We start from the raw sequence: 24,785 nt of genomic DNA on the forward strand, positions 1-24,785 counted from the left end.
TTATTTACAAACTTTATGTCACAGTTTCGCATCGGAGTATATTCTTTTTTTCGTGGTAAAGTTAGTAAATATTTATAAATCAAGCATATACAAAGCTGTTTTTCTAATGGCGGTCATTAGAAAATGACAAGAAAATTTTTCTAATGACCGATTTGGGTTTAACACAAAGTGAAGCCTATATTTGTTGCAAAGATAAAAAGGATGTCCAAATGGTGCAATACCTAAAAGTAGGTATTTTGAGTATGCACGCCGAAGACAACTACCTACTTCATAGAGTGGCTCTCCACGCTTGTAGAATTAACCTCCACGCTTATGGAGATACTCTCCACGCTTGCAAAATTAACCTCCACGCTTATGGAGATACTCTCCACGCTTGCAAAATTAACCTCCACGCTTATGGAGATACACTCCACGCTTGCGTAGTTGGCAAACGGCACAGTAAAAGCAATACAAAAAAATCCCTTGCCATCAATCTGACAAGGGACTTCATTATTAATTATGCTATAATTTGCTTCCTATTACTTGGCATAAGCCACGCTGCGGGTCTCACGGATAACCGTAATCTTAACCTGACCAGGATAGGTCATCTCGTTCTGAACCTTTGTTGCAATCTCGTCAGAGAGCTTGATGCTTTCCTCGTCGCTCATCTTGTCGGCACCGACAATCACGCGCAACTCGCGACCTGCCTGGATGGCGTAAGTCTTAACCACGCCAGGGTAGCTCATAGCTATAGCCTCAAGGTCGTTAAGACGCTTGATGTAAGCCTCGACTATCTCGCGACGGGCACCGGGACGGGCACCAGAGATGGCATCGCAAACCTGAACGATAGGAGCAAGCAGGCTCTCCATCTCAGTCTCATCATGGTGAGCGGCGATGGCATTGCAGATATCTGCCTTCTCCTTATATTTCTCTGCTATCTTAGCACCATAGAGTGCGTGGGGCAGCTCGCTCTCCTCGTCTGGCACCTTACCGATATCGTGCAGGAGACCGGCACGCTTGGCCTTCTTAGGATTAAGTCCCAGCTCTGAAGCCATAACCGCACAGAGGTTAGCTGTCTCGCGAGCGTGCTGCAACAAGTTCTGTCCGTAAGAAGAGCGATACTTCATCTTGCCGACGATACGCACCAGCTCGGGATGCAGACCGTGGATACCCAGGTCGATAACCGTACGCTTACCAGTCTCAATAATCTCATTGTCCAACTGCTTCTTGACCTTGGCCACAACCTCCTCGATACGAGCGGGGTGGATACGGCCGTCGGTAACCAGCTGATGGAGAGCCAGACGGCAAACCTCGCGACGGATGGGGTCAAAGGCAGAGATGACAATAGCCTCGGGGGTATCGTCGACGACAATCTCGACGCCTGTAGCAGCCTCAAGGGCTCGGATATTACGACCCTCGCGACCGATGATACGACCCTTAACCTCGTCGTTATCAATATGGAACACGCTCACCGAATTCTCGATAGCAGTCTCGGTAGCCACACGCTGGATGGTCTGGATGACAATCTTCTTGGCCTGCTGGTTGGCATTGAGCTTGGCCTCGTCTACAATCTCGTTGATATAGCTGGCGGCATCAAGTTTGGCCTGGTCCTTCAGGCTGTCTATCAGTCGTTCCTTGGCTTCCTCGGCGCTCAGACCAGAGAGCTCTTCGAGCTTGGCACGCTCCTGCTCCTGCATCTTCTCAAGTTCCTGCTGCTTTACGAGCATCAGCTTCTTCTCGTTGTCTATACGCTGCTGAAGCTGGGTGAGTTCCTGCTTCTTTCGGCCTATCTCGTCCTGACGCTGGTTGAGAGATATCTCGCGCTGCTTGAGCCTGTTCTCGTTTTGCAGAATCTTCTGGTTGCGCTGCTGCACCTCCTTCTCCAGCTCACTCTTCTTGTTGAGGAATTTCTCCTTGACTTCAAGCAGTTTCTTCTCCTTTACCACTTCGGCTTCCTTAGAGGCTGCCGCTACCATTTCATTGTATTTTCCCTTAATGACATAACGGAAAATCATATAACCAGCCAATACTCCCACGACGAGAGCTACGGCCACTATAATCAATGTAATTACCATTTTTAGTATTATGTATATAAAATTTAATTCCTTACTCGCTATCCAACGCTTCTTCGATTTCGGAAGTCAACTTGGTAAGGATGTCGGTAACAGGCAATATATCGTGTTTTCTGGTTTCCTTCTGATATCTGAGAGATATATCAATCAGAGCCATATATAATATTTCCTTCTCACCCTTGCGGTCTTTATAGACAGCAGAGTAATTGTTTACAACATCGGTTATCAGCTTGGCTGCGGCACGATAGCACTCTTCCTCTGCCCGAGGAATAGTCACTGTCATATCCGTATCGTAGACATGTAACCTAATACGCAATTTTTCCTTGTCTGACTCACCCATCGCTTCGCGTTATTTTTCGCTCAGTAGCGTGATACACTTGTTAACGTCTCTGATGAGCTTGGATATGCGCTTCTGCGCTCCTTCGACATCACCGTCGGTGACCTCAATCATCCTCGCCATCTTCAAACTCTCATAGTCCATGGAAGCCTGAGCCAACCGAGCCTCAAGTTCGGCTATCTTAGCGTCGCGTTCGGACAGCATATCCTCAAGACGGGTCTTCTCCTTTTTGAGTTCATCAAAACGGAGAATCATCTGTCGCATACGTGTCGTAAACAGCGTCAATGTTTTCTCAGTAGCATCCATAACCTATGTTTAGTTTACAAATTTATATGAATAATCTGTAAAATCCAAAGAAATGTCTCGTTTTTTGTTATTTAGCTGCCTCTTCTTTGGCTTTTGGCTCTTTCTTGGCCAACATCACCACCTGATAGACAAATCCGGTAATCCACTTTTCAGAGAACGAGAGACGCTTGTTGTACTGGCGGATATTGAGCACCACCTTGACAACTCCTGCATCCTTGTAGTCGTTCTTGGTAAAGATTTCCTTCACGGTCTTCTCGGTCATCGAGTAGATGGCGCCCTTGAAGAAAGAAGGCATACGCAGCTTGAACTTCATGAGATTACCCATCAGCATCATCAGGTCTTGGGTAAAGCCCTGGAACTGTACGAGGTACACCTGTACGTCCTGTATCTTACGGCAGTTCTTACGAATACTGGCATCAATCTCCTTGAAGAAGAGGTCGTCAACCTTGTAGAGCTCTTTGAGCATCTTCTTGCAGTGGCTCTTCTCACCAATACCCAACTTATTGTTCTGGGTGGGCACATGCAGCGTCGTCTTGAACATACGCAAGTCGGGCAGCATGGCAAGATTGTTGATACCCAGCTGGCTGGCTATCGATGCCTGAAAGTACACCCTGATGAGCGTCATGTAGTCTTCCATTCCGCCCGTTTTCTTTTCCGTTGACTTATTTCCGAATAATTTTGAAAATATTCCCATTATAATTACTTAAGTTTTTAATTAAATAATGGCCCAATTGCCATTAACAGCCACAAAATTACAACAAACTCGCCAATTGTCAAAATTATTTAACGTATTTCTTCGGACATAATACCAATGTATCGCAGTGGCAGGCACTGAGCTGACCTTCCCATGGCCTCTCCGTGAAACTCATAAGGGGAACCGGAAGCACAACTTAAAGTTGCATGAGACCAACCAGATAGAAAAGCAATCGCACCATGAGTTTTTCCTGCCATCAAAAAAAAATGGCCGACGATGATTTTTTTTAATTATAATAAGGAGAAATCCGAATTATTATATTACCTTTGCATAGATTACGCACGATATAAGCCCATGCTATTGCCATAGCTGCACAATGGTCATAATCGATGCCGCAGAAACAAAAACCATACAACATGCCACAACATATAAGCACAGTCGAAAACACCCTTAAAACTGAAGCAATAGCAGAGGACCAGAAAAATCCCTTGTTAATGTTGTCCAACAGAACCATAAAGCGTACATTCGACTTGTTTGCTGGTCTATTGGTATGTATCATCTCCCTACCCTTCCTGCCCATCATCGCGCTAATCATCAAGATGCAGAGCCGCGGCCCCATAGTGTTCAAGCAGGAGCGCACCGGTCTTGACGGCAAGACATTTGTCTGCTACAAGTTTCGCACCATGCGTCTGAATGACGAGTGCGACACACTTCAGGCCACAGCCAATGATCCACGCATATTCCCCTTTGGCAGTTTCATGCGCCGCACACATATCGACGAAATCCCCAATTTCATCAATGTAATCAAGGGCGACATGAGCATTATCGGCCCACGCCCCCACATGCTCTACCACACCAGAAAATACACCCAGTTGATAGACAACTACATGGACCGTCATCGCTGCAAGCCCGGCATTACGGGATATTCACAGGTGCTGGGACTGAGCGGAGAAACTCCCGAGGTGTGGCAAATGGCAGAGAGAGTGAAACACGACATATGGTACATCAAGCATTGGTCAATAGGATTAGACCTATGGATACTCTATCGCACAGTGGTAGTCACTTTCTGCAAGAGAAGACAGAATAATATCTAAAACGAAATAACAAGGTGAAAGGTATAGTACTTGCTGGCGGTTCAGGCACTCGCCTCTACCCCATAACCAAAGGCATTAGCAAACAGCTGATACCTATCTTTGACAAGCCGATGATATATTACCCCATCTCGGCTCTGATGCTCGCTGGCATACGCGAGATTCTCATCATCTCCACCCCTTACGACCTCCCAGGCTTCCGCCGACTGCTCGGTGACGGCAGCGAACTGGGCGTCAAGTTTGAATACGCCGAGCAGCCAAGCCCCGACGGACTGGCCCAGGCTTTCATCATCGGCGAGAAGTTTATCGGCAATGACTCCGTCTGCCTCGTCCTTGGCGACAACATCTTCTATGGAGCCGGCTTCAGTGGCCTGCTCCACCAGAGTGTCACCAATGTAGAGCAAGACGGCATGGCTACCGTCTTCGGTTATTACGTCAACGACCCAGAGCGCTATGGCGTGGCTGAGTTTGACGCCGATGGCAACTGCCTCTCCATCGAGGAAAAGCCACAGCATCCCAAGAGCAATTACGCCGTTGTGGGACTATACTTCTATCCCAACAGCGTGGTAGAGATAGCCAAAAACATCAAGCCCAGTGCTCGCGGCGAGCTCGAGATTACTACCGTCAACCAGGAATATCTCAACCGCCATCAGCTGAAGGTGCTTACCCTCCAGCGCGGATTCGCCTGGCTCGACACCGGTACCCACGACAGTCTGAGCGAGGCCAGTACCTTCATCGAGGTAATAGAGAAGCGCCAAGGCCTCAAAGTGGCTTGTCTCGAAGAGATCGCCTACAAGCAGGGATGGATAGACGCTGACCAGCTCAGAGAACTGGCCAAGCCCATGCTCAAAAACCAATACGGACAATACCTCTTATCATTGACAAAATAAAAACTTAAATAAAATGGAATACGTAAAAAATGGAATGCCCGAAGAAATTCGAGACCAGGAGAAGAGTTCGCTGAACTATCAAGATGTTATCCGGATAGCCGTACTCTATTGGAAATGGTTCTTACTTTCTGTGATTATCTGTGTAGGAATCGCAGCCGTATATCTGCGCTACACCACACCTGTCTATCAAGCCACCACCAAGATGCTCATCAAGAATGATGACAACAATGCACGCAGCCGCACCGGCAGCCGCATTGCCCAGGCAGCCAACCTGGGATTCATGGAGGCAAGTGACGGTTTTGACAACGAAATGGAGATCATCACCTCGCGTCTGCTGGCCGAACAGGCAGCAAGAGACCTGAAGCTCTACACTACCTATTATATAAAAGGTAAGATTAAGGCACAGATAGCCTACCACAACAATCCCGTCAATGTGGATGTAGACCCCACTCACCTGGAGATGCTGAAGGCTCCCGTGAAGCTGACCATCAAGTATGAGAATGGACAGTACAACGTGACAGGCACCTACACCAAGCCTCTCGTAGAGGGTACCAAGGGCGTGGAATACAAGATAGACAAGAAATTCAAGAACCTGCCAGCCACCTTCGGTACCAAAGTAGGTGTGATTACCCTCTCACGCAATGCCTGCCCCCAGATGCGCGAAGGCGACATCATGAAGGCAGTTATCGTGTCTCCCCACATGATGTCATACAAGTATCAGAAGTCGCTCAACGTATCTCCCACATCCAAGACGACCACCATCGCCAAGCTCACACTCAACGACGAAGTGCCTATGCGCGCTACCGACTATCTGCGCCAGCTGGCCGTAGTCTACAACCGCCAGGCCAATGAGGACAAGAATGAGGTGGCTCGCCGTACCGAGGAGTTTATCAACAACCGTATCGAAAAGCTCAACGCCGAGCTGGGCAGCACCGAAGGGTCTCTGGAGAGCTACAAGAAGCGCAACCAGCTGGTTGACATCAAGCTCAATGCAAGCCAGAACGTACTCAACGCAAGCCAATACCAGCAGAAGTTGTCTGAGGCTCAGATGCAGGTTGAACTTATCAACAGCCTGCGCGAGACTATGAATTCGAGCAAGGACTACGCCGTGCTGCCTGCCAATGTGGGTATCGCCGATGTAGCCGTAACCTCGCTCATCACGAAATACAACGAGATTTCTCTCAATCGCAGCCGTCTGCTCAATGGCGCCTCTGAGTCTTCGCCCACCGTCATCCCTCTTACCAATCAGCTTGACGAGCTCCGCCACAGCATCAGCGTGGCCATGAACCAGGCCAAGTTCAATGCCGAGATGCAGCTCAACAAGATTGAGAGCGAGCTGAACCGCAACTCTGGCAAGATGACTGAGACTCCAGAGCAGGAGCGCATCCTTACACAGATTGGCCGCCAGCAGGAAGTGAAGTCTGCCCTGTATGTGATGCTGCTGCAGAAGCGCGAAGAGAACTCCATCTCTCTGGCATCAACCGTGGACAAAGGCAAACTCATCGACACTCCCGAGGTGTTGGGCAAAATCAGTCCTAAGGGTAGCATCATATTGCTCATCTCTTTTGTATTGGGCATTGGTATTCCCGCCGGTGTGCTCTTCCTTATCCAGCTGTTGCGCTACAAGATTGAGGGACACGACGATGTGGAGAAGCTCACCAAGCTGCCTATCATCGCCGACGTGGCTGTGGCCAGCGATAGCGCCAAGACCAAGGCCGACATCGTGGTACACGAGAACAAGAACAATATGATGGAAGAAATCTTCCGTTCGATGCGTACCAACCTGCAGTTTATGATGAAGGAAGACGAGAAGGTCATCCTCTTCACCTCCACCACTTCGGGCGAAGGCAAGACCTTCAACTGCGCCAACCTCGCCATCAGTTTCGCACTGCTGGGCAAGAAGGTACTGCTCGTGGGACTCGACATCCGCAAGCCCCGACTGGCCGAGTTGTTTGAGATTAATGACAAGGTACACGGTATTACCAACCTTCTGGTCAAGGAGCATCCCACTTGGGCCGACATCAGCAAGCAGATACTGCCTTCAGAGGTAAACAGCAATCTGGAGCTGCTCATGGCTGGCCCCATTCCTCCCAACCCCGCAGAATTGGTAGCCCGCAAGAGCCTCGACGACATTATCAACGAACTGAAGGATCACTATGATTACATCCTTATCGACACCGCCCCTGTGGGTCTGGTTACCGATACGCTTCAGATTGGCCGCGTAGCCGACGCCACGGTATACATGTGCCGCGCCGACTATACCGCCAAGGAGAGCTTCAACCTCATCAACGAACTTTCGGAAACCAAGAAGCTGCCTAACATGTCCATTGTCCTCAACGGCGTAGACATGACCAAGAAGAAGTATGGCTACTACTATGGCTATGGCAAGTATGGCAAATACGGACACTATGGCAGATACGGCCGATATGGCAAGGGCTCGTATGGTTCATACGGTTCTTATGGCAATTACAGCAAGAGTCACTATGGTGACGCCAACGACGACTCCGTCAAGCACTAAGGTGCTTGGCGGGTCAGCCGCCAGCCTCCTCACGCGCGTATATATATAAATAGGTATAAGAGACTATGACAATAGCCGTAGATTTTGATGGAACGATAGTCACCCACGAGTATCCAAAGATTGGCGAAGAACTTCCGTTTGCCACAGAGACGCTGAAGATGCTTATCAAGGAGCATCACAAACTGATACTGTGGACTGTCCGCGAAGGTGCGCTTCTCGACGAAGCCGTCAACTGGTGCCGCGAGCGTGGCGTTGAGTTTTACGCCATCAACAAAGACTATCCCGAAGAAAAACAAGAATGGAACAATCACTTCTCCCGCAAGCTGAAAGTAGACATGTGGATTGATGACCGTAACATCGGCGGTCTGCCCGATTGGGGACAGATTTACCAGATGATACACTACAACAAGACATGGCACGACATCATGCGCGAAGAGCGCAGAAGCCTGAGAGGAGAAAACGAAACACAAAAAAAGAAACATTGGTGGCAATTCTAACCACCAATGTTTCTTTTTTTTTTATATCGTCCTCTGTCTATCCCACTACAAACTTCAGGATAAACAGGAGCGAGAGAATCACCAGCGTGACGCTTATATTCTTAAATTTACCAGTACATACCTTCATCACTACATAGCTCAAGATGCCCAAGCAGATGCCATCGGCTATGGAATAACACAACACCATCGTAATCATAGTGATAAACGAAGGGAAAGCCTCGGTGACATCATTGAGTTCTATCTTCTTCACCGAGTCAATCATCAGCACGCCCACCATAACCAGGGCACCACTTGTCGCAGCCGAAGGAATGAGCAGGAAAAGCGGAGACAGCAAGAGGGCTGCGATGAACAGGAATCCGGTAACCAGTGAGGTGAGACCCGTGCGACCACCCTCGGCTATACCCGAAGCACTCTCGATATATGTAGTGACGGTACTGCTACCCAACATGGCTCCACAGGTAGTACCGATGGCATCGCTGAGCATGGCTTCCTTCACACGAGGAATAGAGCCGTCGGGGCGCACCACACCAGTTTTCTCAGCCAAGCCCACAAGCGTACCCACGGTATCAAAGATATTGATGATAAGCAGCGAGAAGATGACCACCAGCATATTGATATTGAAGAAACCATCAAAATCAAACTGGCAGAAAATCGGCGCTACCGAGTGGGGCTCCGACACAGGCAGCCACCCATCAGGCATCACCGTCACGCCCATCGGCAAACCTACCAGAGTAGCGATGATGATGGCGATGAAGAGAGCGCCCTTCACTCTACGGGCTGTGAGCACTCCGCTCAGCACTATGGCCACGATACCCAGGATAGCTTCGGGGGTGAAATTGCCCAAAGCCACAAAGGTGTCGGGATTGGCCACCACGATGCCGGCGTTCTTCAGTCCGATAAAGGCTATAAACATACCTATTCCCGCCGAAATGGAGTAGCGCAAGTTGCGAGGGATGCTGTCCAGAATCTTCTCACGCACGTTCATAAACGTGATGAGGATGAAGACTACGCCCTCTACAACCAATGCCGCCAACGACTGTTGCCACGACAGGTGCATAGCCTGACACATGGTAAAGGCAAAGAAGGCATTGAGACCCATACTTGGAGCTTGGGCAAACGGCAACTTGGCCATGAACGCAAGCAACAGGGTGGAAATGGCCGCCGCGAGGGCTGTGGCTGTGAAGAGAGCGCCTTTGTCCATACCCGTAGTGGCCAGAATTGCAGGATTGACAGCAAGGATGTAGCTCATTGTCAGAAAAGTGGTAGCGCCGGCCACAACCTCCGTGCGCACACTTGCCTTGGCACTATCAAATCCAAGGGCTTTGGTTAAAATATTCATTAATTCACTATAAATTAGGATTATACATCTGCTTAATGATGATGCAAAAATAATAAGAAACGCCAAAACAGGCAAAAGAATAACCAAGAATATTCATAAAAACCACTTATCCTGCTACTTGGCGCTTCATTTCCACCTTATTTTATATGACGGGCGTTTCACTCTTCCGCCCCCACACCTTCAGCGCAGCTCCAACTACCTGTGGCCCTTATTCTCTATCGCAAAGCCGCCATCTTCAGCACCTTAGCCACTATTATTCTTGACTTTTATGCCAATATGATTGTTATTATGTATACCTTTGCAGTCGAAAAAACATTCATTATGGCAAAGAGAGCATACATAGAGAAAAACAAGGCATGGCTGGAAGACAAAGCCCGCGAAGAAGGCGTACTCCAGTTGCCGCGCGGTGTGTACTATCGCATCATCCACAGCGGAGAAGGCACTACCCACCCTTCACCCAGAAGTATCATCACAGCCCACTACCGCGGCTCCACCATCGACGGTCATACCTTCGACTCGAGTTATGGCGGCACGCCACTGGCCATCAGGCTCTGCGACCTAATAGACGGTTGGATTGTGGCACTGCAGCAGATGGTCGTCGGCGACAAGTGGGAACTGTACATCCCGGCAGAGATGGGCTACGGCAAATTCTCCCAACCCGGAATCCCTGGCGGTTCTACCCTCATCTTCGAGATTGAACTCTTGGGAATCGGCTGATACAAGCCACTTTTGCCCCATCAAGGCAGTCTGACCAATGGCCAACCCTCCTGTTTCGGAGACCATCATGGCCATCATCGGCACCATCATTGTTAAAAAAACCAAAATCGCGAACAAATAAACGGATATAGTTCCCCGTTTCACATTGAAAATTAGTAATTTTGCAACCGATTTGGTGTTTACTCACCTTATCATCGAGTTAATTAACATAATGTCTAACTTTTTTATTTATTTCATTTATTAATTTTATGTCAGATTTTAAGAACGTACAGCCGTTGGCAGACTTCAATTGGGACGAGTTTGAGAATGGCACTAATGCAGGCTCAAACATTGACGACATTCAGAAGGCTTACGACGAGACCCTCAACAAGGTTACAGAGCATCAGGTAGTAGAAGGTACCGTAATCTCTGCTGACAAGAAAGAGGTTATCGTTAACATCGGTTACAAGAGCGATGGTATCATTCCCGCTTCTGAATTCCGCTACAACCCCGACCTCAAGGTAGGTGACAAGGTTGAAGTTTACGTTGAGAACCAGGAGGACAAGAAGGGCCAGTTGGTTCTGTCTCACAAGAAGGCACGCCTGGCCAAGAGCTGGGACCGTGTTAACGAGGCTCTCGCTAACGACGAGGTTATTCAGGGCTACATCAAGTGCCGCACTAAGGGTGGTATGATTGTTGATGTATTCGGAATCGAAGCATTCTTGCCCGGTAGCCAGATTGACGTTCATCCAATACGCGACTACGATGTATTCGTAGGCAAGACCATGGAGTTCAAGATTGTCAAGATCAATCAGGAGTTCCGCAATGTGGTTGTTTCTCACAAGGCTCTTATCGAGGCCGAGCTTGAGGCACAGAAGAAGGACATCATCTCTAAACTTGAGAAGGGTCAGGTACTCGAGGGTACTGTTAAGAACATCACCTCTTATGGTGTATTCGTTGACCTCGGCGGTGTTGACGGACTCATCCACATCACCGACCTGTCTTGGGGCCGCGTAAGCGATCCTCACGAGGTAGTAGAGCTCGACCAGAAGATCAACGTTGTTATCCTCGACTTCGATGAGGAGAAGAAGCGTATCGCTCTCGGTCTGAAGCAGCTTACTCCCCACCCATGGGAGGCTCTGGATGCCAACCTGAAGGTAGGCGACCACGTCAAGGGCAAGGTAGTCGTTATCGCTGACTACGGTGCATTCGTTGAGATTCAGCCCGGTGTTGAAGGTCTTATCCACGTTAGCGAGATGTCTTGGAGCCAGCACCTCCGCTCAGCTCAGGACTTCCTGCACGTAGGCGACGAGGTAGAGGCAGTTATCCTGACCCTCGACCGCGAGGAGCGCAAGATGAGCCTCGGTATCAAGCAGCTCAAGGAAGACCCATGGCAGAGCATCGATACCAAGTATCCTATCGGCAGCAAGCACACCGCTAAGGTTTGCAACTTCACCAACTTCGGTATCTTCGTAGAGCTTGAGGAAGGTGTTGACGGCCTCATCCACATCTCTGACCTCTCTTGGACCAAGAAGGTTAAGCATCCTTCTGAGTTCACACAGGTAGGCGCTGAGATTGAGGTTGTTGTACTCGAGATAGACAAGGAGAACCGTCGTCTGAGCCTCGGCCACAAGCAGCTCGAGGAGAATCCTTGGGATGTTTACGAGACTCTGTACACTGCAGGTTCTGTACACCAGGGCAAGATTACCGAGATGATGGACAAGGGTGCCGTTATCACTCTCAACGAGGGTGGTGAAGGCTTCGCTACTCCCAAGCACTTGGTTAAGGAAGACGGCTCACAGGCTAAGCTCGGTGAGGAACTCCCATTCAAGGTTATCGAGTTCAACAAGAACTCTCGCCGCATCATCCTTTCACACTCTCGTACATTCGAGGATGAGAAGGAAGAGGTTAAGCCCGTACGCAAGCACGCTGCCAAGAAGCAGGACACTCCTGTTATCAACAACGTTGCTGCCAGCACATCACTCGGCGACCTCGATGTATTGGCCGAACTGAAGCAGAAGATGGAGAAGGGCGAGTAATATCAGCCTAACCCATTAAAAAATAAAGAAAGCCCGCAAAATTTTTGCGGGCTTTCTTTTTTATTCCAACGATTATTAGTAACTTTGCAGACACATTTAAGATGTACCAAGAATGTTTCATCCCTTGAAACATTATTTTATATAACCACATCACATATTAATATATATGTATAGCAAAGAAGAACTGATAGCAAAAGCTATTCCTGAACTGTTGGATATTGCGCACAGCATGGGTGCTGTGACCACAGGCAACAGCGACCAGGAGAGCCTCGCCTATGCCATTCTGGACAAGCAGGCAGAAGACGAAGGCAATAAAAATCCACTTGGAGCCAAACGCCGTAGAACACGCATCATCAAGAAGGAAAGCGACAAAGTATATACCGTGAATGGGAAAGAAGGCGAGAACTTCGACTTGAAGAAAAACATCAACACCCACAAGGAAGAACCCGGACTTTTTGCCAACGAAGAGTTGCTCAACAAAGACGCCGAGACTCCAGTCGTGGCTGATGAAGAGCCTATCGAGAAGCCCAAGCGTCGCACACGCAAGACCACCAAGAAAGAGGCCGACGAAGCCACTCCTTCAGAAGAAACACCCGTAAAGGACGAGCCCGCTACCGAGGAGCCCGCTACAGCTGTTCAGGCAGAGACACCCCAAGCCAGTGAGCCCGAAGCTCCCGAGCAGGTAGAAGAGCCCCAGGCAGAGCAAGCCGACTTCGTTCCCGAAGCCCAGTTTGCCATGGGCGATCAGCCCGCTGCAGAAGAGGGCGACAGCGAAGGACTGATAGCCAAGTTGCAGGCAAAAATCAACGCCCACAACGAGAACATCGACAACAGCCCGATGGTTACCAACGACGTATGGGAAGGCGACCCCGGTGATGGCACCGATTTCATCATCACCCACGACCTGCCTATCGAAGACGAAGGCGTCGTGCCCACCTACGACATGTTCGACAACCCCACTACTCCCGTCAACAATACCGTACAGTCATACCAGCAGCCCGTGCAGGAGAATGTTACCAAATACGACTTCTCCGACATCATCACTGCCAATGGCGTGCTCGAAGTTATGCAGGACGGTTACGGCTTCCTGCGCTCCAGCGACTACAATTACCTCTCTTCTCCTGACGATGTCTATGTTTCCAACGCCCAGGTGAAGCATTACGGACTGAAGACAGGCGATGTAGTCCAGTGCCATGTACGTCCACCCCATGAGGGCGAGAAGTATTTCCCCCTTACCAGCATAGACAAAATCAACGGACGCGAGCCCGCAGAAGTTAGAGACCGCATCCCGTTCGAGCACCTTACCCCACTCTTCCCCGACGAGAAATTTACACTCTGTGGCGACCGCGCCACGACCAACCTCTCTACCCGCATAGTAGACCTCTTCTCTCCTATCGGTAAGGGACAGCGCGCCCTCATCGTGGCCCAGCCCAAGACAGGTAAGACCATACTGATGAAGGATATCGCCAACGCCATAGCAGCCAACCACCCCGAAGCCTACCTCATGATGTTGCTCATCGACGAGCGTCCTGAGGAGGTTACCGACATGGCCCGCACCGTCAATGCCGAGGTTATCGCCTCTACCTTTGACGAGCCTGCCGAGCGCCATGTCAAGATAGCCGGCATCGTGCTCGAGAAGGCCAAGCGCATGGTCGAATGTGGCCACGATGTTGTCATCTTCCTCGACTCCATCACCCGTCTGGCCCGCGCCTATAACACCGTTTCCCCTGCCTCTGGCAAGGTGCTCACCGGTGGTGTCGACGCCAATGCCCTGCAGAAGCCCAAGCGTTTCTTCGGAGCCGCGCGCAACATCGAAGGCGGCGGTTCGCTCACCATCATTGCCACCGCTCTCATCGACACCGGCAGCAAGATGGACGAGGTTATCTTCGAGGAATTCAAGGGTACCGGCAACATGGAGTTGCAGCTCGACCGCTCACTCAGCAACAAGCGCATCTTCCCTGCCGTCAACCTGGTGGCATCAAGCACACGCCGCGACGACCTGCTGCAAGACCAGTTTACGCTCGACCGCATGTGGGTATTGCGCAAGCATTTCAGCGACATGAACTCTTTCGAGGCTATGAACGAAATCCACGATACTATGGTAAGAACCAAGGACAACAACGAGTTCTTGATTGCCATGAACGGATAAGCAGCAATACATATTACGACTATCATCGAGGGAACCGTCTTTACGAGACAGTTCCCTCGATGCGTATATAAACTTCTATTAACTGCTCACGAAGCAAAAAAACATGGTCATATCCTTTGTCCTGCCCAAGACTTTCTGTAACTTTGTACCTAAGTTCTGCACCGCCCCATTCGTAGCGGGGATGCACAATAATAACCACATAAACATATTGACCGGATATGAAAGTATTGAAATTCGGCGGTACATCAGTAGGTTCCGTCAAGAGTATTCTGAGTGTAAAAAGCATTGTTGAAAAGGAAGCCAAACGCCAGCCCGTCATCGTCGTCGTCAGTGCGTTGGGAGGTATCACCGACAAACTGATTGCCACCTCCAAACTGGCTGAGAACGGCGACGACAAGTGGAAACAGTCATTCGACGAAATCGTTGACCGTCATTACATGATGATTGACACCGTCATTACTGACAACACCGCACGCGAGCAGCTTTTTGCTACCATTGATATATTATTAGACCAGCTGAAGAGCATCTTCTTCGGCGTTTATCTGGTCCACGACCTCAGCAAGAAATCTTACGACACCATCGTCAGCTATGGCGAGCGCATCAGCTCCCACATCGTTGCAGCCATGATACGCGGAGCCCGCCGTGTCAACTCCCTCGATTTCATCGTCACCGAGCAGAAGAACGGCCGCCACATCCTGGACAGCGACCTGACCCACAAGCGTGTGTGCGAAACCTTTGCCAACCTTTCGCGCATCTCTATCGTGCCCGGCTTTATCAGCCGCGACCGCGACACCCATGACATCACCAATCTGGGTCGTGGCGGCTCCGACTATACTGCCGCCATCATCGCCGCCTCGCTCGATGCCGACGTGCTGGAGATATGGACCGATGTCGATGGTTTTATGACCGCCGACCCGCGCGTCATCAAAAACGCCTATACCATCAGCGAGCTCAGCTACATCGAGGCGATGGAGCTCTGCAACTTCGGCGCCAAGGTCATCTATCCGCCCACCATCTACCCTGTTTGCGTCAAGAATATCCCTATCAAGGTCAAGAACACCTTCAACCCCGAAAACCCGGGCACCATCATCAAGCAGCAGATAGCCAATGACTTCAAGCCCATCAAGGGTATTTCGAGCATCAGTGGCACCACGCTTATCACTGTGGCGGGTCTGTCTATGGTTGGCGTCATCGGTGTCAACCAGCGCATCTTTACCGCACTGACCAACGGTGGCATCTCCGCGTTCATGGTTTCCCAGGCTTCATCCGAGAACTCCACCTCCATCGGTGTCCGCGACGCCGATGCCGAAGAGGCTGTCAACGTGTTGAACAGCGAGTTTGCCAAGGAGATAGAGACCGGAGCCATGTTTCCCATGCACGCTGAAGGCGGACTTGCCACGGTGGCCATCGTCGGCGAAAACATGCGCCATACGCCTGGCGTGGCGGGCAAACTGTTTGGCACGCTGGGACGTAGCGGTATCTCTGTCATCGCCTGTGCCCAGGGAGCCTCTGAGACCAATATCTCCTTTGTCATCCAAGGCAAATCTCTGCGCAAGGCGCTTAACGTCTTGCACGACTCGTTCTTCCTGTCCGACTATAAGGTGCTCAACCTCTTCATCTGCGGTATCGGCACCGTAGGCAGCATGCTCATCGAGCAGATACGCAGCCAGTATGAAGAACTCAAGGAGCACTCGCGCCTCAAGCTCAATGTCGTGGGAATAGCCTCGTCCAAGAATGCCATCTTCGACCGCGACGGACTGGATCTCAGCCACTACAAAGAGATGCTGCAACAGTCATCGCCAAGCAATATAGAACTGTTGAAGGAGAAGATATTGGGAATGAACATCTTCAATTCCGTGTTCGTCGACTGCACCGCAAGCAAGGATGTGGCACAGATTTACCAGACCCTGCTCGAGCACAACATCAATGTGGTTGCCGCCAACAAGATTGCGGCTTCGTCAGACTATCAGAGCTATATCCGACTGAAGAACACGGCGCTGGAGCGTGGCGTCATCTATCGCTTTGAGACCAATGTGGGAGCCGGACTGCCCATCATCGGCACCATCAATGACCTGCGCAACTCAGGCGACAAGATACTCAAGATTGAGGCGGTGCTCAGTGGCACGCTCAACTACATCTTCAACGAACTGTCTGCCACCGTCCCATTCTCCGAGACCGTAAGATTGGCCAAGGAGAACGGCTATTCCGAGCCCGACCCCCGTATCGACCTCAGTGGCACCGACGTGATACGCAAGCTGGTCATCCTCACCCGCGAGGCCGGCTATCAGATAGAGCAGGCCGACGTAGAGAAGCACCTCTTTATCCCCCAGCAGATGTTTGAGGGCAGTACCGACGATTTCTGGGCCAAGCTGCCCTCTTTGGACAAGCAGTTTGAAGCCAAGCGTCAGCAACTGGAAGCCGAGGGGAAGCGTTGGCGCTTCGTGGCAGAGATGGAGAACGGTGCGGCCAAGGTCTCTCTCAAAGAGGTGGCCAAGGGCAATCCCTTCTACAATCTGCAGGGCTCCAACAATATCGTGATGCTTACCACCGATCGTTACAAGGAGTTCCCCATGCTTATACAGGGCTATGGAGCCGGCGCCGGGGTCACCGCAGCCGGAGTCTTTGCCAACATCATGTCTATAGCCAACATCTGATTAGTAGTCACTATACGCTAAGAGGGTACAAAGCCAATCACTTTGTACCCTCTTAGCGTATATATATGTATGTGTCGATTACTCTGGACACACATCCACCGCGTCGGCCATCAGGTGCATGGCGGTCTCGTCGATGCCCTGACTCTGCAGCAAGTTTATGTCGGCCTCAAACGAGGAATAGATGCTACGGCTTGTACCCTTGTCGCGCCTGCCTGCCATAGCGAGATAGGCTCTGAACACCTCCACGGCTTCTGCCACTCGTCCCGACAACCACAGACTGTACCCATAGTTCAGACGGTCATCGGCATTGTCAGGACATTTGGCACATAGCTTCTCATACTCAGCCACAGCCTGCTCGCTGTTGCCCTGGTTCATCATGCCCCACAGCATCACACGCACCACATCCATGTTGTCGGGATTGTTGTAGTACAGTTTGTGCAATGTCGGCATAGCCTCCTCCACCCTGCCCGACATCACCAGACACAGAGAGCGGTTAAGCAGATAGTTCACATTGTCCTCATGGATGCATGCCAGACGGTCATAGCAACTCAGTGCTGCCAGATAGTCCTTGCGGTCCAGACGACTATGGGCGGCGCCACGCAGCACATACTCATTGTCGGGATATTCAGCCGCCATCACATCATACATCGTCGCAGCCGTAGTCTTGTCGCCATGCTGCCACAGGTAGTGGGCTACAAACAGACGGTCAGACAGTCTCAATGGCATTGGCACTGCTGCAAGCAGAGTCAGCACTGTGGTGAGATAATGTTCGTCCTTGCGCGTGTCCATGCTATCCATAAAGCGCAAGGCGTCATAGCACATTTCCTTATAACCATCCGTGTCGCCGAAGAGACGGTCGTCGGCAACGAAGACATTGACCACATCAGGCCGCTGACGCATCCTGAAACAATCGACGAAGTTGTCCTTCATCGCATACAACTGATGGAAACGGAAAAGGTCATGGAGATAATTGCGGCGGATAAACGAAGCCGATGTCATGTCTTCAGCAGCCATCGGCATGACGCCGCCCTTGTTTTCAATCATTGCCTTGCGCAGATTAGCGGGCACTTGGGTCATCATCTTGGAACACAAGATGACAAAAGAGTATTTGTCGTTGTCGCAGAAAGGAAGTGCGGAGAGCATGCTCTTTATCACCTCACGGGCATCTTCCGGTTCTGCGCTTCCCGAGTCTACAGATGGGTTGTCCCAGAAGAACGGCTCAAACCAGTGGCTTAACTTGGAGAAGAAGCTATAGCGCTTGGCTTGACAGAAACCGCCATAATAGATATCCCGCCCTTTGGCTGCCATCTCTTTCATTCGGTTCATGACCGTCTCCACTTCACTCATCATGTTTTCCGAATCCTCCGGATGCAGGATGTCATGAAGGTCCGACGATTGGGTGATATCCTTGGAGAGTTGGGCCAAATCCATATTCCCCTGCTTGAGCAGCGTAGGCATGATATCGCGCTTGATACACTCATCATCATACAGGGCATTGACGCTGGTCATGAGCTGTATCTGCATTTCTTTGAGATGCTCCACGCCTTTGTCGTGTTCTACTATCATATCCACCGTGCGCTTCTGGCCTTCCACCATCAGCGTCTGGTTGCCATCGAGCGACAAGGCCCAGCCCACCAGTGCCCGTTGGCGCACGCTTTCTGCCACATCAGCCACATAGACCGCCGCCAGCACCTCCAGTTTCTTCAGGTCGAAGACGTTGACGCAGGCCAGCATGATGGCACCCACTATCCATTGGGCATCCACCGTATCGATGGCGGGCGAGGTGAGCAGCATCCTGTAGAACGACGCGTCGGCATCATTCCACTGGTTGGACAGCAGGATATGGTCAAACAGGCGCTCCATATACGCATCGTGCGCCTGCAGCAACTGCCGCCGATGTTCTTCCCGACTCTCGGGCGCCTCGAGCGAGAGCATGGCCATATCAGCCACATGGTCTTCCAACCGCTGCCTGATAGCGTCAGGGTCGAAATCAATGCGACTGGACGCCAGCCGATAGGCGGCGTCATGATAGGAAGGATTGTCTTTTTTCTTGAGTTCTACCTGTATGTTCTGGATTAGCCTATAGGTTTTGCCAATCATTTCGTCATACAAGTCATTGCGACGCTCGTCGGTATATCCACGGCGCATGAAGTCGAGCATCAGGTCATAGTTGCGGCGTATTTCATCGACATCACCCGAAAAGGCATACAATGCCTGTTGTTCTATCAACTTTGACAGGCGGGTCAATGTGTTTGAAAGCCGCCGATGAGCGTTGAAATCTTTCAGTATTGTCTGTATGGCATTATCCATAGCCACTGTGTCTTAGAGTGATTGCTTATCGCTGCTTGGGCAGGGCGATGTGCGGGTAAGAGTACTTGGGCAGCCTGTCTATGGTCTTGCCATCGGTATGGCAGACCGCCTTCACCAGGTCGGCATAATGCTTTACGCCATAGTGGTTGAGCGAATCACAGGCTCTGTTATATCCCTCGACAAACGCGGTGAGCTGCTTCACGCGCTTCTTGTCCTTCATCAGATGGGCACCTGCCACTACCACACCCAGATGTTCCTTCATCTTCCGGCTGTCTTCGATTACCGTGTGCTTGAACATCCTGGCTGTCGTGGCCTGTGGCTCTGTCAGCCACATGGCATCCATTTCGTTGTTTTTCAGCATATCCAGCCTTATGAGTACATCATTGATTTGCACCCTGAATACTGGTGCAGAGGTCTTGACACCGTCGAGGGCCTTGTCGGTAAGATAATCGGTTGCCGAGTAGCGGGTCATCGCCACCATCTTGTCGCCCAACTGCGCCGCCGTCTTGACACGCGCCGTGCGGTTGGCTATCAACTGCCAGTAGGCATCGGTAGGCCCCATCGTCAGAAGCCCCACCCCGTGCTTGGTCATATGCTCCACACGCTTCAGGTCGGTCACTGCCACCTCCACGCTTTTGCCTTTGAGCGCCGTGTCACAGTCTATCTGCGCATTACGCACCTTCAGCCTCAAGTCCACTTGCGTGCTGTCATACCAGTGTTTCTGTTTGGCCAGATACACAGGCATACAGTCGAGCGTAGGTAGCACCGCCACCTTGAGCGCAGCCGCTTCCTCTTGCGCCAATCGGGCTCTTTCTGCCCGGCTGAGTCTTACTTTCTCTTCATACGACTGGCCGCAAGCCGACAGCAAGACAATGACAGCAAGCAGGAATATTGGTTTATGTTTCATCTGTATTCACATATTTATTTATATGCAAAAGTAGCAATATTTTTTGATACAATAAAAAAACTTAGTACTTTTGTGGTAATCAATATACAAGACAATGGCCAAAGACAAGATAGCGTACGTCTGCTCGGAGTGCGGACAGGAATCGGCGAAATGGATAGGAAAATGTCCGAATTGCCACAAGTGGAACACGTTCAAAGAGATACGTATCTCAGCCGATACGGGCACCACTGCCGCCAAGTCGGCTGCGCAGACGCTCAATGCCCACCGCAGCGTGGGCGAGGGCCACAGCCATGCCCTGCGACTCCGCGACATCGCCGCCAAGGAAGACCCGCGCATCGACACCCACGACAGCGAGCTCAACCGTGTATTGGGTGGAGGCATTGTGCCCGGCAGCATCATCCTGTTGGGTGGCGAACCCGGCATAGGCAAGTCTACCCTCACCCTGCAGACCATCCTACGCATGAGCGATATGGATATACTCTACGTGTCTGGCGAGGAGAGCCCGCACCAAATCAAGATGCGCGCCGAGCGTATCGGCAAGGGCAACAGTGCCCTCGACCACATCAGCATACTCTGCGAGACGTCGCTCGAGAATATCTTCGCCTGCATCAAGGAGGTCAAGCCCCAGCTGGTCATCATCGACTCGATACAGACCATATCCACCGACGACGCCGAGTCAAGCCCTGGCAGTGTGACTCAGATACGTGAGTGCGCCTCTTCACTGTTGCGGTTTGCCAAGACCAGCAGTATACCGGTCATCCTCATCGGACACATCACCAAGGAGGGTTCGCTCGCCGGCCCCAAGACGCTGGAACACATCGTAGATGCTGTCATCCAGTTTGAGGGCGACCAGCACTATATGTACCGCATCCTGCGCGGCATCAAAAACCGCTTTGGCAGCACCTCCGAACTGGGCATCTACGAGATGGAGCAAGACGGTCTGCGTCTGGTGGGCAACCCTTCAGAACTGTTACTCACCGAGGACCACGCGGGGCTGTCAGGCATAGCCATCAGTGCAGCCATCGAGGGCGTACGCCCCTTCCTCCTGGAGACCCAGGCACTGGTTTCGTCGGCAGCCTATGGCACTCCCCAGCGCTCGGCCACGGGTTTCGACCAGCGCCGACTCAACATGCTGCTCGCCGTATTGGAGAAGCGGGTGGGATTCAAGCTCATGCAGAAAGACGTGTTTCTCAATATCGCCGGCGGACTGAGAGTCACTGACATGGCGATGGACCTCAGCGTGATTGCCGCCGTATTGTCCAGCAACGTAGACACCCCCATCGAGGCTGGATGGTGCATGTGTGGCGAGGTGGGGCTCAGCGGCGAAGTGCGTGCCGTCAACCGCATAGAGCAGCGCATCGCCGAAGCCGAGAAGTTGGGCTTTACCGACATCGTCATCCCCGCCCTCAATCTGAAGAGCGTCAACCCACACAAATACAATATCAAGCTCCATCCCGTGCGTAAGGTCGAAGAAGCCCTGCGCGTCCTTTTCGGATAGAGCCTTCACCTCCGACAACAGCAAGAGCACCTTGGGCATACCGTAATGGATAGCCCAAGGTGCTCTTGCTGTTTATACGCCTCTCCCGTTATTCTTCGTCGTAGACGGTATGGTCTTCGATGCCGGCATCGGCCAGAGCCTCGATGCGCTCACGACAGGTACCACACTTGCCACAGTGATGCTCGCCACCCTTGTAGCAGCTCCAGGTCTCGGCATAGTCTATGCCCAACGCCTTGCCGTGGCGGGCTATGTCGCTCTTGGTAATCCCGGTATAGGGAGCCAGCACCTCTATGCCGGGATAGGTTCCCAGCCGCGTAGCTTCAGACATGGCGCTGACAAACTCAGGTCTGCAGTCGGGGTAGATGGTGTGGTCGCCGCCGTGATTGGCCATCATCACATATTTCAGCCCGTTCGACTCAGCCACACCTGCCGCTATCGAGAGCATGATGCCATTGCGGAAGGGCACAACGGTCGATTTCATATTCTCTTCATCATAGTTGCCCTCGGGGATGGCCTCGGCGCCCTCCAGGAGCGAACTCTTGAAATACTGGTGCATAAATCCCAGATTGATTACGATATGCTTGATGCCCAAGCGCTCGCAGTGCATGGCGGCAAAGGGAATCTCACGCGCATTGTGATTGCTGCCATAATCAAACGAGATACCCAGCGCTATACGCTCCTTGTATTCATAGAGCATGGTGATGCTGTCCATGCCTCCACTTACTATCAAAACAGAATCTTTGTTCATATTGCTTATTGTTATCACCCTGCAAAATTAGACAATAAATGGTTAATACCATCGTTTTGTTCCCGATTATTTTTGGTTTCATCATCGAGGGCACTACTTTTTTGGCCCATCCGTATAAAATTATTAAGGTGTAATGACTTTATCATCAAAAAAAGCACTAACTTTGCATACAGATAATATAACCAATCATTAAAATACAAACGAAATGAAAATCGATCAATTCAACTTTGCCGGTAAGAAGGCAATTGTCCGTGTAGATTTCAACGTGCCACTGGACGAGAATGGCAACGTAACCGACGACACCCGTATCCGTGGTGCTCTGCCCACCTTGAAGAAGGTACTTGCCGATGGTGGTGCCCTCATCATGATGAGCCACATGGGCAAGCCCAAAGGCAAGGTTAAGCCCGAGCTTTCATTGGGTCAGATTGTAAAGAACGTAAGCGCCGCTCTCGGTGTTGAGGTTAAGTTTGCTCCCGACTGCGGTAACGCCAGCGAGGCTGCTGCTGCCCTCCAGCCCGGCGAGGCACTGTTGCTCGAGAACCTCCGTTTCTATCCCGAGGAGGAAGGCAAGCCTGTAGGCGTAGAGAAGGGTACACCTGAGTTTGACGAGGCCAAGAAGGAAATGAAGGTTCGCCAGAAGGAGTTCGCCAAGAAGCTCGCTTCTTACGCTGATGTATATGTTAACGACGCCTTTGGTACAGCTCACCGCAAGCATGCTTCTACCGCCGTTATCGCTGACTACTTCGACGCCGACAGCAAGATGCTGGGCTACCTCATGGAGAAAGAGGTAACAGCCATCGACAACGTGCTCAAGAACGCCCAGCACCCCTTCACCGCCATCATCGGTGGTTCTAAGGTAAGCTCTAAGCTCGGTGTCATCAAGAACCTGCTCGACAAGGTAGACAACCTCATCATCGGTGGTGGTATGGGTTATACCTTCATCAAGGCACAGGGTGGCCACATCGGCGAGTCTCTCCACGAGGACGACCTCATGCCCGAGGCACTCAATGTAATGGCTGCTGCCAAGGAGAAGGGTGTAAACCTGAGCCTCTCTGTAGCTACCGTTGCTGCCGACAGATTTGCCAACGACGCCAACCGCAAGGTGGTAGACATCTTCAACATCCCCGACGGATGGGAGGGTATGGACGCCTCTGAGGAGAGTCTGGAGCACTGGAAGAAGATTATCCTCGAGTCTAAGACCATCCTGTGGAACGGTCCTGTAGGCGTATTCGAGATGGAGAACTTCGCTCACGGTACTGGCGAGATTGCCAAGTATGTTGCTCAGGCTACCCAGGAGAATGGCGCATTCTCACTCGTAGGTGGCGGTGACTCTGTTGCAGCTGTCAACAAGTTCGGCCTGGCCGACAAGGTATCTTACGTATCTACCGGTGGTGGAGCTATGCTCGAGGCCATCGAGGGTAAGGTGCTCCCCGGCGTAGCTGCTATCGAGGGCTAAACCAGCATATCCTATATCATTAGTATCATATCAGGCGGAAGGGTCGCAGAGTGACCTTTCCGCCTTTTCTTTATCCCTGCAGTCTGCCCCGCTCCACCTCTGATTACCCCTACATCGCAGGCAGCCATCCATGTCATTGTTTCTCATGTCTTTGCCGCCGTGGCAACCACGGTTGGCGACGCGTATCTTACGGCACGCGCTTCCGCACCGCTTGATACGAATATCCGTTTCAAACAACGCGCGCTTCCGCACCAAACGTTACGAACCGCCCGAGAGGGTCTGGAGAGTTGGGATGGTGGTCACAGAGATTAACGAATATACTCGCGGAGAAAAGTAGAGGTAGTCACATTTTTGCTAAAGGTCATCATAATTTTGCTGGAGGTCATCATAAATTTGCTGGAGGTCATCATAATTCTGCTGGAGGTCATCATAATTCTGCTGAAGGTCATCATAAATTTGCTGGAGGTCATCATAAATTTGCTGAAGGTCATCATAATTCTGCTGGAGATGGTCACAAATTTGGCGAGCGTGTGCTCGGGGGGTGTGAAGGTGGGTGCGGGGGTGCTGAAGGTGGGTGCGGAGGTGGTGAAAGTCTGTCTCTTATA

19 protein-coding genes are annotated in these 24,785 nt (G+C 51.2%); 11 read left to right on the forward strand and 8 right to left on the reverse strand.

All coding sequences use genetic code 11. The annotated features are described in order from the left end of the window. Positions 1-518 precede the first annotated feature (518 nt). The 4 genes from rny to CIK87_RS10400 all read right to left on the reverse strand — a co-directional run bounded on the left by rny (position 519) and on the right by CIK87_RS10400 (position 3,388). The gene (rny, locus tag CIK87_RS10385; protein WP_022310196.1) at positions 519-2,054 is read right to left on the reverse strand and encodes a ribonuclease Y; all 1,536 of its coding nucleotides are present in this window, start codon (positions 2,052-2,054) and stop codon (positions 519-521) included. 31 nt (positions 2,055-2,085) lie between these two features. Then, entirely contained in the window at positions 2,086-2,391 is a 306-nt protein-coding gene (locus CIK87_RS10390; protein ID WP_022310197.1) for a cell division protein ZapA, read from the reverse strand. Between the two features lie 9 nt (positions 2,392-2,400). Further along, positions 2,401-2,694 carry a hypothetical protein gene (locus tag CIK87_RS10395; protein ID WP_022310198.1) on the reverse strand — a complete coding sequence of 98 codons (294 nt, stop codon included), beginning with the start codon at positions 2,692-2,694 and terminating at the stop codon, positions 2,401-2,403. 67 nt (positions 2,695-2,761) lie between these two features. After that, on the reverse strand, positions 2,762-3,388 hold the full coding sequence (locus CIK87_RS10400) for a hypothetical protein (RefSeq protein ID WP_022310199.1): 627 nt from the start codon (positions 3,386-3,388) through the stop codon (positions 2,762-2,764). Positions 3,389-3,882: 494 nt separating this feature from the next. Here CIK87_RS10400 and CIK87_RS10405 point away from each other — a divergent pair, with 494 nt between their 5' ends. The 4 genes from CIK87_RS10405 to CIK87_RS10420 all read left to right on the forward strand — a co-directional run bounded on the left by CIK87_RS10405 (position 3,883) and on the right by CIK87_RS10420 (position 8,384). Then, positions 3,883-4,482, forward strand: a complete 600-nt coding sequence (locus tag CIK87_RS10405; RefSeq protein WP_336385642.1) for a sugar transferase — start codon at positions 3,883-3,885, stop codon at positions 4,480-4,482. A 14-nt stretch (positions 4,483-4,496) separates the two neighbouring features. Next, positions 4,497-5,369 carry a glucose-1-phosphate thymidylyltransferase RfbA gene (gene rfbA / locus CIK87_RS10410; protein WP_094387115.1) on the forward strand — a complete coding sequence of 291 codons (873 nt, stop codon included), beginning with the start codon at positions 4,497-4,499 and terminating at the stop codon, positions 5,367-5,369. 13 nt (positions 5,370-5,382) lie between these two features. Further along, a complete protein-coding gene (locus CIK87_RS10415) occupies positions 5,383-7,887 on the forward strand; it encodes a tyrosine-protein kinase (protein ID WP_094387116.1) in 2,505 nt (834 codons plus the stop codon). Between the two features lie 65 nt (positions 7,888-7,952). Further along, complete coding sequence (locus tag CIK87_RS10420) at positions 7,953-8,384, forward strand: BT0820 family HAD-type phosphatase (RefSeq protein ID WP_022310203.1); 432 nt, start codon at positions 7,953-7,955, stop codon at positions 8,382-8,384. Between the two features lie 37 nt (positions 8,385-8,421). Here the strand turns inward: CIK87_RS10420 and CIK87_RS10425 are convergent, their stop codons facing one another. Continuing rightward, complete coding sequence (locus CIK87_RS10425) at positions 8,422-9,723, reverse strand: NCS2 family permease (protein WP_022310204.1); 1,302 nt, start codon at positions 9,721-9,723, stop codon at positions 8,422-8,424. Positions 9,724-10,044: 321 nt separating this feature from the next. Between CIK87_RS10425 and CIK87_RS10430 the strand changes: the two genes are divergently transcribed. The 4 genes from CIK87_RS10430 (at position 10,045) to thrA (ending at position 17,261) form a co-directional block, all read left to right on the forward strand. Beyond that, positions 10,045-10,440, forward strand: coding sequence for an FKBP-type peptidyl-prolyl cis-trans isomerase (locus CIK87_RS10430; protein ID WP_094387122.1), 396 nt, complete (start codon positions 10,045-10,047; stop codon positions 10,438-10,440). 248 nt (positions 10,441-10,688) lie between these two features. Further along, complete coding sequence (gene rpsA / locus CIK87_RS10435; RefSeq protein WP_094387117.1) at positions 10,689-12,458, forward strand: 30S ribosomal protein S1; 1,770 nt, start codon at positions 10,689-10,691, stop codon at positions 12,456-12,458. Between the two features lie 166 nt (positions 12,459-12,624). Continuing rightward, positions 12,625-14,607, forward strand: coding sequence for a transcription termination factor Rho (gene rho, locus CIK87_RS10440; RefSeq protein ID WP_094387118.1), 1,983 nt, complete (start codon positions 12,625-12,627; stop codon positions 14,605-14,607). 218 nt (positions 14,608-14,825) lie between these two features. Next, positions 14,826-17,261, forward strand: a complete 2,436-nt coding sequence (gene thrA / locus CIK87_RS10445; protein WP_094387119.1) for a bifunctional aspartate kinase/homoserine dehydrogenase I — start codon at positions 14,826-14,828, stop codon at positions 17,259-17,261. Positions 17,262-17,339: 78 nt separating this feature from the next. On the opposite strand, the gene CIK87_RS10450 is transcribed toward thrA, so the two are convergent. Then, positions 17,340-19,571 carry a M48 family metallopeptidase gene (locus tag CIK87_RS10450; RefSeq protein ID WP_094387120.1) on the reverse strand — a complete coding sequence of 744 codons (2,232 nt, stop codon included), beginning with the start codon at positions 19,569-19,571 and terminating at the stop codon, positions 17,340-17,342. Positions 19,572-19,596: 25 nt separating this feature from the next. Beyond that, positions 19,597-20,478: an ABC transporter substrate-binding protein gene (locus CIK87_RS10455; protein ID WP_022310211.1), complete on the reverse strand. Its 882-nt coding sequence runs from the start codon at positions 20,476-20,478 to the stop codon at positions 19,597-19,599. A gap of 94 nt (positions 20,479-20,572) precedes the next feature. Here CIK87_RS10455 and radA point away from each other — a divergent pair, with 94 nt between their 5' ends. Then, complete coding sequence (radA, locus tag CIK87_RS10460; protein ID WP_022310212.1) at positions 20,573-21,976, forward strand: DNA repair protein RadA; 1,404 nt, start codon at positions 20,573-20,575, stop codon at positions 21,974-21,976. Positions 21,977-22,064: 88 nt separating this feature from the next. Here radA and queC read toward each other — a convergent pair whose 3' ends face one another. Beyond that, entirely contained in the window at positions 22,065-22,724 is a 660-nt protein-coding gene (gene queC, locus CIK87_RS10465) for a 7-cyano-7-deazaguanine synthase QueC (protein ID WP_094387121.1), read from the reverse strand. 205 nt (positions 22,725-22,929) lie between these two features. Between queC and pgk the strand changes: the two genes are divergently transcribed. Together pgk and CIK87_RS10475 are read left to right on the forward strand one after the other, a co-directional pair. Then, positions 22,930-24,180, forward strand: a complete 1,251-nt coding sequence (pgk, locus tag CIK87_RS10470) for a phosphoglycerate kinase (protein ID WP_022310215.1) — start codon at positions 22,930-22,932, stop codon at positions 24,178-24,180. A gap of 372 nt (positions 24,181-24,552) precedes the next feature. Continuing rightward, a partial coding sequence (locus CIK87_RS10475) for a hypothetical protein (protein ID WP_144008187.1) occupies positions 24,553-24,785 on the forward strand: 233 nt, incomplete at its 3' end.

Source organism: Prevotella sp. P5-64 (assembly GCF_002251285.1).
GTDB lineage: Bacteria > Bacteroidota > Bacteroidia > Bacteroidales > Bacteroidaceae > Prevotella.